Raw genomic sequence first — 15,850 nt, 5'->3', positions numbered from 1 at the left:
CATGATTAAAATAATAAACCGCGGTATATTTTATCCATTTTTAGCAATAGGCCGGATCAAGAAATATCGGCATTTCTCAATCTAAGGGCATTGGCGATTACGGAAACCGAACTAAAACTCATGGCCAAAGCTGCGATCATGGGAGATAAAAGTAGCCCGAAAAATGGATATAGCACCCCCGCCGCAATAGGTACGCCAAGTGTATTATATACCAAGGCAAAAAATAGGTTTTGCTTAATATTCCCCATCACTTTTGCACTCAGGTTCCTAGCTTTTACAATTCCCTGTAAATCTCCTTTAACCAAAGTAATGGAGGCACTTTCAATGGCCACATCGGTACCGGTTCCCATGGCAATACCAACTTCGCTCTTCGCCAAGGCAGGAGCATCGTTTATACCATCGCCGGCCATGGCCACTTTTCTACCTTGATGTTGTAAGCGTTCCACCTCATTAAGCTTGTCTTGAGGTAGCATCCCTGCTTTAAAATCGGAAAGATCAAGTTCCTCTGCTACAGCCTTGGCTGTATCATAATTATCCCCTGTCAACATCAATACGGATATTCCTAGGGATTGCAATTCAGAAATGGCCCTTTTACTGGTTTCTTTAATTCTATCTCTAATCACAATAAATCCAACCGTACTATTATCCACAGAAATCATGGAAACCGTTTTGCCAAGCCGCTGCTGCATTTTCACCTTATTCATAAGCTCTTCAGACATTGTGGCATTGACCTCTTCCATCATTTTTTCGTTCCCCAATGCCACCTTCTTGGCATTGATTATTCCGGTGACACCTTTCCCTGTGACCGAATTAAATTCTGACACCTTCAATATTTCCGCTCCTTGTTCCTTCCCGTATGCAACCGTTGCTTCTGCCAAGGGATGTTTGCTCATTTGATTGAGTGATATAACATATTGCAGCACTTCCCCCTCTTTGTATTCCTTGGAAGTGACCACTACACTTTCCACGGATGGCTTTCCAGCTGTAATTGTTCCTGTCTTATCAACTATTAGCGTATCAATTTTGTTCATCTTCTCCAGAGCCTCTGCATTTTTGACCAATACCCCGGATTGAGCCCCTTTACCTATTCCCACCATGACAGACATGGGGGTGGCCAAGCCCAAAGCACAGGGACAGGCTATGATCAATACGGCAATGGCATTTACCAAGGCATAGACATATTTGGGTTCAGGACCAAAAATTGCCCAAATAATAAAAGTAATTACAGAAACCAATACCACCACGGGAACAAAATATCCCGATATCCTATCTGCCAATTTTTGAATGGGAGCCTGACTACGACTGGCCTTATTGACCATGTCTATAATTTGTGCCAATAAAGTGTCCGAACCTACTTTCTCTGCCTTCATAACAAAGGATTGATTTCCATTTATAGTTCCGGAACTAACTGGATCACCTTCCTTCTTATCTGCTGGAATGGGTTCTCCGGTAATCATGGATTCGTCCACTGAGCCCATACCCTCATGTATGACGCCATCTACAGGAATTTTATCTCCTGGTTTAACCCTGAGAAAATCACCTATATTAATTTTATCAATAGCAATGACTTCTTCTTTTCCATCTACTACCTTGATGGCTTTGTTAGGTGCCAATTTTAATAACTCTTTCACTGCATTGTTGGTCTTACTATGGGCCCTTGCCTCCAAAAGTTGCCCTAACAATACCAAAGTCAAAATTACCGTGGCAGCCTCAAAATATACATGTACCGTGCCATGATGGGTTTTAAATTGGGAAGGGAAAATATCGGGAAAAAGCATCCCAAACACACTAAATAACCAAGCAACCCCCGATCCGATGCCAATAAGGGTAAACATATTTAAATTCCATGTCTTTATTGATCGGTACGCCCTTTCAAAAAACATCCAAGTGGCGTAGAATACGACAGGAAGGGAAAGTCCGAACTGTATCCAATTCCAAATTTTCATGTCCACATAAGCATACAATGGGTTATTGGGGACCATCTCGGACATGGCAATAAGAAATATGGGCAAGGTAAAAGCAAGGGCTATCCAAAATTTCTTCAATAATTTTTTATAGTTTTTCTCCTCTGCCGAAACATCTGCCTTTAGGGGCACCAAGTCCATTCCACAAATCGGACAGGAACCTGGTTCATCCTCGATTATCTCAGGATGCATTGGACAGGTATATTGGGTAACGGCCCCAATACTCGTCTTTAACTCTTCCACCAGATCCATTCCACAAACGGGGCAATCCCCCGGCTGGTCATAGGTCTTATCGCCCTCACAATGCATAGGGCAATAAAAGGTCCCAGTACCCTTAACATTAGGTGTTTTTTTTGTGGACCCATGATGTTCATGTTCCTCCCCGGGCATAGAGATACCATAGGCACCACCATCATCTTCCAGAGCCTTTTTAAAGGTAGACAAGGGTATATGCCCGTCCATTTCAATTGCAGCTTCGGCCTTTTCCAAATCTACAGTTGCCCGAGTAACGCCATTCACTGTATTTAAGGTGTTCTCTACATGCGACCTGCAACCATTGCAAGTCATCCCATGTATCTTATAGGTGTGTCTCATCTCCATACATTTTAATTCTTAAGTAAAAATAGTCATATTGACACGGAACACTTTTTAGAATTATGGAGATTCCTTACATAATTTTGTCCAGCGGTTTTCTATCCCATTGTTGTAATTTTTTATACGCTCCCATAGACATGCCGGTGACCGACTTAAACTGTGAGGCCAAATGGCTACTGTTCCTATAATTCAAGGTGTACCCTATTTCTGAAAAATTGAGTTCATTCATTTGGATGAGTTCCTTTGCCCTTTCAATTTTTAGATCGATATAATATTTCTCAATGGTTACACCTTCCTTTTTACTGAACATTTTACTAAGGATAGAGTAATCCTTGTTTAATTTTTTGGACAAGTAGGTGGACATGTTTTCTGCTATATCATTTTCTCCGTTATTGATCGTATTAATTAATTCGATTTTAATGTTTTCAAGGATCATATCCGATGTATCCTTAACCAATTCGAAGCCATTGTTATTTAGTATACCTTCTATTAAGGCATCATTAATATTTGCGTTTTCCTCATAAACGATCTCTCCTAATTTTATAGATAAAATGGTAATCCCTACCTTGGAGAACTCCTGTGCCAAAAGGGTTTTACATCTATCGCAAACCATATTTTTGATTAGAAGTTTTTTCATCTGTCAAAGATTTGAAATTTGGGTTTAACACAACCTTTTGGTTGTGGACTTTACCACAAAACTATCATATATAAATATAACAATTTTCCCCTTCCAAAGCTGAAAAGGGGAATTCACAAGCATTCCTAGAGTTTTTGCTACAAAAGGTAGTTACTTCCGGATCCTAAATATCTTAATAGGCATCCAAGGCAGATTGCATTGTGATGATTGAAAACAAGAAATACTGAATTTTGGTATCATTGTCAGTCGGGCATTACCTCTACGATCATTTCGATCTCCACGGCAATATTCCCGGGAAGGGATCCCATACCTACAGCGGCACGGGCGTGCTTTCCCCTATCTCCAAATACAGCCACCATTAAATCTGAATATCCATTGATGACTTTGGGATGGTCTGCAAAATCCGGCCCTGCATTTACCATACCTAAGACCTTGACCACCCTAACTACCTTATTTAAGTTTCCCAATTCTGATTTTAACACGGACAATTGATTAATCCCCGTAATACGAGCGGCCTCATAACCTTCCTCTATGGTCAAGTCTGTCCCTACCTTGCCCTCAATATTTTCCCCATTACTTTGCAAGGGCCCCTTTCCCGAAAGAAAAATTAGATTTCCTGAGCGAACGGCATTTACATAATTGGCTACTGGTGCACTGGCCTCCATTAAGGTTATACCCAGTTCCTTAAGTTTCTCCTCTGGGTTATAGTCCACTGGAATTGCTGGTGTTTCCACTTCAACCGATGTCACTTCATTTTCATTTTTTGTGTTACACGAAAGGCACATTAGAGCCATTAATGGGACTAAAAAATACTTGTAATTCATACGCTTTCCTTAAAAAATAATTTCTATTTATTATACATTTACCAACACCTCCTTAAGGCGCTTGGCTACTATTCTTTCCTGGCCCGGATCCATCATCCAGGTAGTTATGCCTATAGTTTCCTTGTCGCCCACCGTTGCTATGGCAGGGTGCCCTTCCATTAGCTTTTTTCGGGCTTCCTCCGGACTAATCTTAACTAAATTGCTATCCCATTTAATTCGTAGGGAAGGAACATGATTCGCATAAGGTGGCACGTGTATTTCTGTCTGCACACCTTTTACGGATAGGGCGCTGTCGCTAATTAATCTAATTTGATTTTCCCAAAGTTCCCATTCCTTTTGATGATCCTTGGCCAAATACATTTCCAAGGCCACCAGCATCCCTAGAACTTCTTCCTTATTTACTTTCATCCCCCTGCCAATAGTACTTCCACGTGGAGGGGTATGTATTCTTGCCGCTTTAATGAGATCTCTTTTCCCCAACAATAATCCGGCACTCTGAGGCCCTCTAATTCCTTTTCCGCCTGAAAATGCCACTAAATCGAACCCCATCTTGGTAAACTTGAATAAGTTCTCCACTGGGGGTACGTCTGCGGCACAATCAATAAAGGTTGGAATGTTGTGCTTTTTTCCAATAGCTATGAACTCCTCATACTTAATTTCCCCATTGTCGGTATTGGCATTCAAAAACCAGAGCATTGCCGTATTTTTGTTAATGGCCTTCTCCATTTCCTTTTTCGATTTAACAACGACTATTTTGGCGCCAACGTTTAAAAGGGCATGGGTATAACCAATATTATGGCCTTCCTGTATTATTACCTCGTGTTTTAGTCCTGTAGTATCCGGGAGTTGGGCGGCGATTTCGGAGTCCGTTCCAGAGATTACCCCTGCCAGCCCAATGGACATGGCACCGAAGGCTCCAGAGGATACTGTGGCATATTCGCACTGTAACAATTCTGCTATTCTTTCACCTACCTTGTCCTGTAGCTCATCCAAATCTACATATTCCGTTGCGCCAAATACGATGGCCGATGTAACCTCTTCGGACATTAGGGATCCGGTCATGGAAGTATAGGTTCCGGCTGCATTGATAAATGTACGTATCCCCAGCTCCTTGAAAAAATTCCGTTTCGCCGGTTGGGTAACTGAGGCGCCGAGCAATTGTGGTGTTAACAGTCCAGTACCTACCAATCCACCCATCACAGGAACACTGGATAGCGTTTTTAATAATTTTCTCCTACTAAGCATAACTTATTTTTTTATAGATTAATCCAATTAAATGCATTTCCCATATCTGGGCTTATTTCGCATTCCACATTGGTCTGGAAATACCATTAAGATCCCAAACCACATCCCCCTCCCTTAGGGTCAGCTCACATTCCAATTTTTGATTGCCCATTATTTTTTTCCCCTGTGTATCAATAAACCCAAAATTCCCTTTTCGCAGGTTTAGAATTGTTAGGTCTGCCACGGCCCCAACTGTCAAGTGTCCCAAATCCGTGCGTTTAATATACTGTGCCGGATTCCAGGTTGCACATTCAATTACCTGCTTTACCGGCATGCCCATATTGAGAAATTTCGACATTATATTGAGGATATCCTTCATTCCCCCGTTCATACTTCCGGTATGAAGGTCCGTGCTTATCGAATTAGGTAAAAAACCTTGCTTAACGGCTGGTACGGCTTGCTCAAACACAAAGCTGCCACCACCATGGCCAACATCAAATATGACCCCTCGTTTTTGAGCCTCAAAGACATACTTCCTTACCTTGCCATTTTCATCCACCACAGGGGTCCTACCTTGTACATGGGCATAGGCATGGGTAAAAATATCTCCTGGGCGAAGTTTTTCCATGAGCAATGTTTCCAAGGACAACTCCGGTTCACTACCTCCAAAATCGATCATAACCGGGATATCGGCCATGGTACCCGCTGCCACCACCCTATGTACAGGTTCCCAATCAAAACCACTATAATGGGCCAATTTTACCCCCACTATGGTCCCCTTGTGCTGGGAGGCAACAAAGGCCGTCATTTTAGGATTCATATCCTCTATATTTTGCTCAATGGCACCTCCCTTCATGCCCGATCCTATAATATTTAAGAAAGACAATACCCGTGTTTTTGAGTTATCTATCGTCTGTGCCTTAAAAGTTTTAAAATTCTTCCAACCGGCACCACCTACATCAACAATAGTGGTAACGCCACTCCTAAAGGTAAATCCATCAGGGGGCAAAGCACTAAAACTATTGCTCAAGTACGCATCCTCCTCGGTCCCAAAAAAATTGTGTCCGTGAATATCCAAGAGTCCGGGAGCAACAATTAACCCTTGGGCATCAATCACCGATCTGGCTTGGTTTTCGGGAATTTTGGAATGGACTTTTGCAATTTTTCCATCTTTTATGGCTACATCCATTACGTGGTCCAAATTGTTCTTTGTGTCTACCACATGCCCACCTTTAACCAAGATGTCGTAATCCTGCGCCCTAAGCGAAATAGTTGTCAACAACAATAAAACAATGGCCCAAATCTGTTTTTTTAGCATATTTTTCATTTTTTCAATTATTATTTAATCTTTGATATTAATGGTGCGAAATCCTATAAGCCCATTCTTAAGTTTGAGACTTCTTTTTCGGTAACCGCATCGGCATCATTTCCAAAATTTGATCTTAAATAAGTAAGCAGATCCGCTATCTCCGCATCACTTAAAAAACTATGCTGTGGCATTACCCCATTAAAGACCTCATCATGTACTACAATGGAACCTTCCATACCTTTTAAAACAATATTTATTAGCCTTTCCTTATCCCCGGTTACCCAATCTGTTCCGTTGAGTGTTGGAAACCTACCTGTTGCCCCTTTACCATCCTTTTGATGGCAGGGACTGCAATAGGTGTAATAGGTCTTTTGTGCACCAGTGAATTGTTTGGGCATAAGGTTATCCTTAATTTCATCCGGTGTTCTAATGTGGGATAATAATTTTCTTTTTTCCATTTCCGCTAATTGCTCCTGACCGAAATTATCTTTATCACCCTCAAAAACGATCTTCCATATCTTACCTTTAACCGAATCTGAAATATACATACTATCGTCTTCCCCAAAAGCAATACCCATAGGCCTGTATTTGGCATCGTTAACGCTGGCGATGGTATCAACTACGGCGAAACCATCCGCAAAAACTTCCCAATCGCCTGAAGGCTTACCGTCTTTGAACGGAACAAATCCAACAAAATATCCAGATTGGGGGTAAGGCGCCCTATTGGTAGATCCATGAAAGGCTATAAAAGCTCCATTTTTATACCGGTTTGGCAACTTATCCCCATCATAAAAAACCAAATCGTTGGGTGCCCAGTGCCCTGGAAAGCCCATTATGGGATCATCAAAGTCCTTACATCTTCCAACTATTTTGCCATCGCCTCCATATTCGGGCGACAGTACTTTCTTTTCCTGCATTTGATCATAATAACAATAAGGCCAGCCAAAGTCTGAACCTTCCGTTACTCTTATAAATTCTTCGGAAGGGAGCATGGCGCTATCCCAACCGGAATAAATATTTGAAAACAGTCTATTTAAATCGTCCCGACCGTGCATCACTATATATAGGTTACCATCCTCCGAATTCCAATCCATTGCCACTACACTGCGTATCCCTGTGGCATATTTGTATCCATCCTTTTGGGTCTGGCCCAACTTGTTGGCATCGAAACGCCAAACACCTCCATGATCCTCCAGTTGTGGGCATGGGTCCATACCTGGAGCCCTAGGGGTTCTTTTAGGGTTTTGACAAGCGTTGGATGGAGCTCCAAAAGGCACATACATATGGCCCTCATTATCAAAAGCAATGGGCTTTCCTATATGCTCGTGCTTGCCATGTCCATGATCATCGGTCATTACAATTTCCATTTCCCCTTCAGGTATTAATGTTCCCGGTTTTAATTTATAGCGATAAATGACCAATTCCGAACTAAAATATAGGTAGCCATTATAAATCCTCATAGCCGTGGAATAACTCCGTTTTTGTAGCGAACGATATGCCCCAAATTTTTCTATCACATCTGCCCTGCCATCATTATTTTTATCCTGAATTACAACTATACCTCCCTTTTCATTGGAATTTCTTAGTTTACCATATAGTAGCCCCTCATCTGATACCGCAATATGCCTCACCCTTTCCTCTATACTGTCTACGACCACAACCGCTTTAAAGCCTTCAGGTAAAAAAAGGCCCCCACGGGATGGTTGTAATTCACATTGCACCAAAGTCAAAATAGGCACAACACAAAAAATTAATTTTTTGATTCGCGGGGAAATGGGCATTGATTATGTAATTTATAAACCAGTGATTGACTCTCCAAAATGGGCAATTTTGTAAAATCCCTATTAATCCCTATGTATGGACGGGAACTCTTGTTTTACCCTATAATAACATCCTCGGCCTGCATGTAGATCCTGCCGTTAACTCTTTAGGATGTGTTCGTACACATCTTAAATTTAATAATACTTTGGATAAATCTCCCTTTTTATTTCCAATATTTAACAATTATATTGCCTAAATCAAAAAAAAGTGCGGTTTCTGTTGAAAGTTTAAAAAATATCTCTCCAAAATATGCTGTTCCCCAAAGTGACCTACAATCACCCGGATATTGCTTATTGAAAAATTAATTGGCCAAAAAATTCTGGCCTGTGATAATCCGGCTTTTCAGTTCCAACCGGATTCCATGTTAAATAATGGCGTTGGGAAGTAGCATCGCCACACTTATAAAAATTTGCAGTACTCTGTAAGCCCTTTAATTTAATTTCAGGATTATGGTTCAGGATCTCAGCAGGTATGATAATGGTCATTTCCCAAGTGAAGTCGCCCGTTTTTTCTGCAAAGGTTTGGGTTCCCAAAGAACTTTCTACTTGGATTAGATTCCCAATGGTCTTGGGGTCCACAAATTGACGCTTTCCTCTACCGGGACCATAAGCCAGATGAACCGTACCTATACAATTAAACTCAAAATTGTAGTAATTTCCATTCCCTAAGGGGTCAAAGAAAAATTCCACACAACTGTCACGGGCCACAGGACCATTGGTCTCTTCAACATTGGCCAAAATGTTTTTTTCCCTAACATAGTATTTTAGCCAAATGGCATTATTGCTATGGGCTATCCTAAAATCTACATCGGGGTGGTATGAAAACTTATCCCAGTTAATTAAATCCACATGCTCCAACGCGGCATACTGTTCCAAGAGTTGGGACACCTTTTCCAAACCAACTTGTCCGTTATATTCAATTTCCTTGACCTTGAGCACTTTATCCTGACTGTGTATTTCAGATTTGCAGGCCAATATAAGCCCCATGAACCATATTATTAAATGTAACCTCTTCCACATTTATAACTTATGTAATAGAACCACAAATTAGTTAAAATTTGTCATCCAGACTTCATGATACCAAAAATATGGCTTTTACAAAACCAAATTCACTCATCTTTAAGAAGGCTACTCAAAATTTCATAGGACCTTAGGCGGTCCTGATGATCAAAAATATGGGATACCGCCATTATTTCATTGACCTGGGTATTTGCTATAAAATCTGAAAGTTGTGCTTTTATGGTTTTCTTGGATCCTACAAAACTATAGTACATCATCTTTTGTATTTGGGCCTTTTCTACCTCATGCCATAAACCATCCATACTCCTTACCGGTGGCGGCAATGGTTTTCTGGTATTCCTAATAATTCCCAAAGCCAATTCTGAAGGCTTGTCTCCAAATGTTTGGCCTTTTCATCGGTTTCTGCAGCAATAACGTTAACACAGGCAATAGTGTAGGGTGCAATACATTGTGCCGAAGGTTCAAAATTGTAATGGTATAATCTTAAGGCCTCATGTAAATGTGTAGGGGCAAAATGACTCGCAAAAGCATATGGCAACCCTTTGGATCCGGCCAATTGAGCACTAAAAGTACTAGACCCAGTAAATACAAGGGCACGTTTAATCCCTCCCCGGGAATGGCCCTCACCGCAGCATTTTTATTCTCCTTGGAAAAATAAGTCTGTAATTCGGCTATATCATTTGGAAAATCGTGCACGGTCTCTGTTCTATTTCTTCTTAAAGCTTTAGCCGTTAGTTGATCTGTTCCTGGCGCCCTTCCCAAGCCTAGATCAATTCTCCCTGGATAAAGTGTCTCCAAGGTACCAAATTGTTCCGCTACAATTAGGGGTGCGTGATTGGGTAACATAACTCCACCGGAGCCTACCCTGATGGTTTTGGTTCCCTGGGCAATATGTCCTATTAAAATTGGCGTGGCGGAACTCACCAAACTTTCCATATTGTGGTGTTCGGATATCCAAAACCGCTCAAAACCTAAAGTTTCCGCATGTTGAGCCAATTCCAGGCTCTTGTGAATAGACTGTAAGGGTGTTGCACCTTGAGCTACGGGTACCAAGTCCAAAACTGAAAATTTTATATTGCCTAAATCTGTATCTATTTTCCCTTCCATTCCGTCTGTCTTGTATTGAGATAGTAAGAGTATTAGTCGAAAAACAATAGAATAACTTAAAGCAAAATAAATTTGTGGGGCCAACTATTGTATAAACGATTAAAAATCAAGTGCCCCTACCTAATTTCCAAGGGCGTTATTTTGAACCTAGCCCACCAATTATTGGGTGAATTTCAATGTCTTTAGTTTCATATCATAATTGTCTTTTAGCCACTTACCATTTATCAAAGCTTGGTTCAACCTAATTATTTTAGGTGAAGAGCTCTTTACCATTTCTTTTCCAACAATTGGTTCCCTTTCCATAAATACCACATTAATGGGTATTTATTTCCATTCATGGACAAAAAAAAGAGGTAAGGAGTTTAATACCCCTTACCTCTAACACTACTAACTAACTTAACATCAATCTCTTAAAAATCTAAGGCAAAGGCTTTATTCCTACCCCGAAAAAGGTCATTTCCGTTAATTGTGCCCCAGAACCGGCCACAGTACCTGTAACTCTATATCTCACATAGCGAAAAGAGGGTCCTGATGCCACATCAAATTCAACAATTTGATTGTTCTCTCCATCAATTGCTCCCCTATACATCAATTGCCATCCTTTGGCCTCAAATTCCGCAGCATCGCTAGAAGCCGTTTCCGCACCTGAGATATCGTTAATGCCCCAAAGCTCTACCATGGTAGGATTGTTACCTGCATAATTGTTGGGGTCACGTAATCCTAACCTACATTTTCTAATCTCTGCGGTTACCCCAAGATCCAAGGTAAAATGATGTGGTATCGAATTTTCACCGGAATGATATCCTTGAGAATCGCTACCGCTCCAGCTCTCATCCCCATCAAATAAGTATTGAACGGGATTGCCGCCATAGGATGTTCCTGGATTATCGCTAGGCATCCCGACCATAATTATGGAACTTTTATCCAACTCCAGGGCCTGTGTATCCTGTCCCCAAAAAGTTAGTTCGGTTAATTGAGCCCCACTGCCTCCGACCGTACTGGTAACCCTATATCTTATATAGCGCACCATTGGCCCGAAAGGAATGTTGAACTCTACACTTTGTTGGTTCTGGCCATCTACAGGAGTACTATGTAGCAATTGCCATCCTTTGGCCTCAAATTCTGCGGCATCACTAGAGGCGGTTTCCGCTCCAGTAATATCGTCTATCCCCCAAATTTCAACATGCGTAGGGTTGTTTCCTGCATAATTATTGGGGTCCCTAAGATCTAACCTAGCCTTTCGCACCCTAGTAGTTACCCCTAAGTCTACCGTAAAATGATGGGGTATTGCATTTTCCCCTGAATGATAGCCGTGGGAATCACTTCCACTCCAGCTACCATCCCCATCGAACAAGTATTGTTTAGGGTTTCCTCCATAGGAGGTCCCCGGATTATCGCTGGGCATTCCTACCATGGAAAAATAACTACTTTCCAATTGGTCATATGGGGGTTCGGGCAAGGTCTTTTCTATTTTGTCCAAGTAAATGGTATCAAATCCCATAAGTCCGGAAGAGACCGCGGAAATTATTTCAAATTTTCCCAAAGGCTTCCAATCTGTTAATAATATTGAAGAATCGTCTGGATAAACAGTATCCTTAGTTATTCCACCAGCATTATTATCATAGGCTATTTGGGTGAAAATAACGAATTCGGATTCTGCCTTGCTCGCCCAATTGGCATAGGTTTCCTCGGCAACATCAAACCCGGTCAACCTTCTGGGTATTTGGCTGGACCTAAATAAATCACCTACCGTGGACCCCTTTATGATTTGGTCAACAGATTTATTTCCCAAGGGATCCTTGGTAAAGACTTTAAACTCATAACTATGTTCGGCAAGACCATCCACAATTATTTCAAACTCCTCTTTAAGATCCCCTTCAATTTTAAATACCCTGGATTGATCTTCCCATTGTACGGTAACCTCTTTGGAATTTCCCAAAAATCTAGTGTCACCAATTATTTTAATACGCTTATAGCCAATTTCCGTACGTAAAGAATCCAATTTACCAGCATATATTTTTTCGCCCTGAAGATATTCCTCGTGAATAGACTCCATATCCCCTCCACATGCCATTAACGTAAGTCCCAGTAAAAACACTAAAGACCCTAATTTTATTAATTTTGTCCGCATAACGTTTATCTTTTAAAATTATATGTATTATTCAGTAATTTCTCCCCAAAAAGAGAGTTCACCAATTACTGATACTATTTGATCGCCCCAAGTAGCAATATTCTCTATTCGTATATAGCGCACCTCCACTAAATTTTCCACGTCAAATTCGAAATCCTCCCCTTTGTTCTGAAATTCTATATCTTCGGAGGTAACTTGCCCAATGGGCAGACCGGATGGTTTAAAGGAAAAACATTCTTTAAGCAATGTCCAACCTGCGGTTGGATCGGCTGCATCATATGGAGGCAAATTATTGATATCCTTAGTCCCGTAGATTTTAAAATGCTTGGGGTTACCATGCTTATAAAGTTCACTACCGCCTCGTTGGTATAGTTTAAACCTACTCAATTTAACCGTAGTCCCAAGATCGATGGTAAGGTAATGGGGCAAGGGTTCAAAGTTGGTATGCCCGCAATTCCATTGATCGCTCCAACGCTTGTCCCACATTTGGCTTGCATTAAAGCCATACTCACTAAAACTTTTATCGCCCTGGATTTTAAATATTGAAAACTTTTCCTTGTCCAAGAATTCATCGGGAATGGGGGTTACTTCAAAATAAACGGTATCCGATATATTTCCCCACTTATCCTCAACATAAACCCCAAATTTCGATTTTACACTTTCGTACCCCCTAAAGCTATATTGTCCTTCGGGTTGACTGGTAAAAAAGGATTCCCTGTATTCATAATCGCCCAATTGTTCATTGAATTTTACGACATTCAAGGAAACCTCAGCCCTGGTAGGGTTTTCATAGCTCACCTTTACACCGCCGTAATCCACTTCTCCAACAAGGGAGGGCAAAATAGACTGGACAGGTGGGTCTAAAGGAGCAATACTAATATTGACAACTTCGGATAAATTTTCACTCCTGTCTACGGCAAAAACATCTACATCATAATTTCCAACCTTTCCGAAGCCCTGGATTACCAAGGAATCCATTACAGCTGAAACCTTTACTTCCCTTTTATTGCCCCTATCGTCCTTAAAATTGGCCCGTACATACAACACATCCTCATCGCTTGGCGCAGTAAAATAAACAACCGCCCCACCTGGGTGGTTTATAACATTATCTATTACAACCTTATCCGGCGCTTTGGTGTCTGTTCCGTAAGGGTGTTGTTTATCTTCTTCCTGACACCCAAAAAATAGTACAACCCCTATAAAGCAAATCATTAAATCTATATACTTTTTCATGTCCTTTAAATTATTTTTAACCTTTATAATTATTTTTTTACCAGCCTGGACTTTGAACCAAGTTTGGATTTCTAAGTAATTCGCTTTGGCTAATTGGCCATAAATAGTCCTTTGTTAAGAAATCTCTGAAAAAGATGTTCTTTACTTGATAAAATCCATCAATACTCGCAGAATTAATATTCCATCCCCTAATCGGCTTGGCAAAATAATCTTCTGCAAGTTTCCATCGACGTAAATCCCAATAGCGTTGACCTTCAAATGCTAGTTCTATTCTTCTTTCTTGTTGAATGATTTCCCGCATACCGTCCTTTGTTGTTGGCTTATTGGGTTTATTGGAGTGTTGTGCCCACGTAGTCACAAGATCTGAACCTTTGTCCAAGCCCGCCTTGGTCCTTACCCTTTGTATATATTCATATACCTCCCCATCCGGAGCTGGCTTAACTTCATTGGCCGCTTCTGCATACATTAGATATAAATCGGCTAAACGGATTATGGGAAATGTATAATCCACAAAAGTGGTTACATTTTTGGTTACAATAGTCTCATAACCAACTAGTTTCTTTGTAAAATACCCGGTAATGGAATAGATTTCAAAACCATTTTTCCCAGAAAACTGCCCTAACTTGGCGTTCAGGTGCGGTAAATCTTCAGGATCCTCCGTCTCCATTGAAAACCATTTACCCCCATCAAAGCCCACATAAGCATAAAACCTAGGTTCCCTGTAGGTATGCAATTTTGCTGTAGTATAATTGTCCTGTAAGGTATATTTATGGTCTTCCACCAGTTGATCCTGAATAGTAATAGTGTTGTACCTATCGGCAAAATCCCAATCATTGTCCTCTTCTATGGGCACACCGTTTACCGTATAAAAATCCTCAACCATATTTAGTGTAGGAGCATGGGATTTTTTGGTGTCCCCAAATTTTGCATTATGATCCCCGGTCCAACGCGGTTGGCACCACCTTTGTAAGGAACCAATTGAATGTTTATCCACTCCCCAAATCAATTCTGAATTAAATCTATCGGTTATAGTGGTCCTTAAGGTTAGCTCTTCCCTTAATTCCGGACTGATCTGCCCAATAGGCAGCAAATCGGTAAATTCATATAATGCATGTCCTGCGGCTTCTGCCGATTCAATGGCCTCTAAACAGGCTTCTTTAGCCGCTACCCATTTTTGTTCATCATAAACTGGGTTGACCAAATTATTTCCATTTTCATCCACAAAACCGCTAAAGTCAGAATTGCCATTGAACAACGGACTTGCCGCCAGCATTAATACCTTGGCCTTAATAGCCCTTGCAGCTGGATTGGTAAGTCTGCCGTTTTCGGTATGTATTTGTGTGATTTTTTCAAGCAGGTCCCCACTTTCAATGACCTCATCCAAAAGTCCAACAATATAGGCGGTTACTTCGTCTACCGAATTACGTTTTACCTGGGTTTCTTCCGTTGTGGCATCTACCGGTATATTTTCATCAACAATGGGAATAGGCCCATACATTCGCATTAGCCAGAAATGGAAAAATGCCTTTAAGGTTTTGGCTTCTGCTATCCACCTGTTTTTTTCCGCCACATTTAAACCAGGGACGTCCTTCAAGTTCTCCAAAAATATATTGCAATCGCGAATGGCCACAAACATGTTGTACCCACCTCTTCCTCCTTCCCAATAATTGAGATAAGGCTCCGTTACGTTTTGCAGCCCTTTTGCCAAACGTGCACTGGTAACATTGTTAACATAAAAATCCTGTTCTCCGTAATACCACACTTCATCCCCTGCCAACAAAGCAAAATTTTGTTGGGTATCTGCATGATTGGGAACATAACTATAGCAAGTGAACAAAAACTGTTCTGCTGAAATTCTATTATTGAAGGCTATCTCTATGGTAGCCAAATTGTCTGGGACTATATCTAAATAATCGTCACAGCTTAATGATAGGAAAACCCATATCAATACTATATATTTTTTCATTTGTTTCTTTTTATTTGTTTT

Annotated in this window: 10 protein-coding genes and 1 pseudogene; all 11 read right to left on the bottom strand. The window is 40.9% G+C overall.

The window, feature by feature from the left end:
* Positions 1–56: 56 nt before the first annotated feature.
* A complete protein-coding gene (locus QSE00_RS01355) occupies positions 57–2,558 on the bottom strand; it encodes a heavy metal translocating P-type ATPase (RefSeq protein WP_286104604.1) in 2,502 nt (833 codons plus the stop codon).
* A 73-nt stretch (positions 2,559–2,631) separates the two neighbouring features.
* Positions 2,632–3,195 carry a helix-turn-helix domain-containing protein gene (locus QSE00_RS01350; protein ID WP_286104603.1) on the bottom strand — a complete coding sequence of 188 codons (564 nt, stop codon included), beginning with the start codon at positions 3,193–3,195 and terminating at the stop codon, positions 2,632–2,634.
* Between the two features lie 242 nt (positions 3,196–3,437).
* The gene (locus tag QSE00_RS01345; RefSeq protein WP_286104601.1) at positions 3,438–4,019 is read right to left on the bottom strand and encodes a RidA family protein; all 582 of its coding nucleotides are present in this window, start codon (positions 4,017–4,019) and stop codon (positions 3,438–3,440) included.
* Between the two features lie 30 nt (positions 4,020–4,049).
* Complete coding sequence (locus QSE00_RS01340) at positions 4,050–5,264, bottom strand: selenocysteine synthase (protein WP_286104600.1); 1,215 nt, start codon at positions 5,262–5,264, stop codon at positions 4,050–4,052.
* Positions 5,265–5,316: 52 nt separating this feature from the next.
* Positions 5,317–6,570 carry an amidohydrolase/deacetylase family metallohydrolase gene (locus QSE00_RS01335; RefSeq protein WP_258364743.1) on the bottom strand — a complete coding sequence of 418 codons (1,254 nt, stop codon included), beginning with the start codon at positions 6,568–6,570 and terminating at the stop codon, positions 5,317–5,319.
* Positions 6,571–6,614: 44 nt separating this feature from the next.
* A complete protein-coding gene (locus QSE00_RS01330; protein ID WP_286104599.1) occupies positions 6,615–8,291 on the bottom strand; it encodes a PQQ-dependent sugar dehydrogenase in 1,677 nt (558 codons plus the stop codon).
* Positions 8,292–8,663: 372 nt separating this feature from the next.
* Positions 8,664–9,359 (bottom strand): carbohydrate-binding family 9-like protein, encoded by a 696-nt coding sequence (locus tag QSE00_RS01325; protein WP_181422792.1) that lies wholly within the window; start codon positions 9,357–9,359, stop codon positions 8,664–8,666.
* A 122-nt stretch (positions 9,360–9,481) separates the two neighbouring features.
* A pseudogene (locus tag QSE00_RS01320) lies at positions 9,482–10,499 on the bottom strand (LLM class flavin-dependent oxidoreductase).
* Between the two features lie 418 nt (positions 10,500–10,917).
* Positions 10,918–12,630, bottom strand: coding sequence for a DUF4998 domain-containing protein (locus QSE00_RS01315; RefSeq protein ID WP_110354291.1), 1,713 nt, complete (start codon positions 12,628–12,630; stop codon positions 10,918–10,920).
* Positions 12,631–12,657: 27 nt separating this feature from the next.
* Positions 12,658–13,863: a DUF5000 domain-containing lipoprotein gene (locus QSE00_RS01310; RefSeq protein ID WP_110354290.1), complete on the bottom strand. Its 1,206-nt coding sequence runs from the start codon at positions 13,861–13,863 to the stop codon at positions 12,658–12,660.
* Positions 13,864–13,900: 37 nt separating this feature from the next.
* Positions 13,901–15,829 (bottom strand): RagB/SusD family nutrient uptake outer membrane protein, encoded by a 1,929-nt coding sequence (locus QSE00_RS01305; protein ID WP_286104598.1) that lies wholly within the window; start codon positions 15,827–15,829, stop codon positions 13,901–13,903.
* Between the last annotated feature and the right edge of the window lie 21 nt (positions 15,830–15,850).

The sequence above is a fragment of the Arenibacter flavimaris genome (assembly GCF_030291335.1).
Taxonomy (GTDB): Bacteria; Bacteroidota; Bacteroidia; order Flavobacteriales; family Flavobacteriaceae; genus Arenibacter.
This window is presented reverse-complemented; position numbering and strand designations above follow the sequence as displayed.

Coding starts and splice junctions, on each gene's coding strand:
- QSE00_RS01355 (WP_286104604.1), bottom strand. CDS start 2,558: ATGAGACACACCTATAAGATACATGGGATGACTTGCAATGGTTGCAGG.
- QSE00_RS01350 (WP_286104603.1), bottom strand. CDS start 3,195: ATGAAAAAACTTCTAATCAAAAATATGGTTTGCGATAGATGTAAAACC.
- QSE00_RS01345 (WP_286104601.1), bottom strand. CDS start 4,019: ATGAATTACAAGTATTTTTTAGTCCCATTAATGGCTCTAATGTGCCTT.
- QSE00_RS01340 (WP_286104600.1), bottom strand. CDS start 5,264: ATGCTTAGTAGGAGAAAATTATTAAAAACGCTATCCAGTGTTCCTGTG.
- QSE00_RS01335 (WP_258364743.1), bottom strand. CDS start 6,570: ATGAAAAATATGCTAAAAAAACAGATTTGGGCCATTGTTTTATTGTTG.
- QSE00_RS01325 (WP_181422792.1), bottom strand. CDS start 9,359: ATGGGGCTTATATTGGCCTGCAAATCTGAAATACACAGTCAGGATAAA.
- QSE00_RS01315 (WP_110354291.1), bottom strand. CDS start 12,630: ATGCGGACAAAATTAATAAAATTAGGGTCTTTAGTGTTTTTACTGGGA.
- QSE00_RS01310 (WP_110354290.1), bottom strand. CDS start 13,863: ATGAAAAAGTATATAGATTTAATGATTTGCTTTATAGGGGTTGTACTA.
- QSE00_RS01305 (WP_286104598.1), bottom strand. CDS start 15,829: ATGAAAAAATATATAGTATTGATATGGGTTTTCCTATCATTAAGCTGT.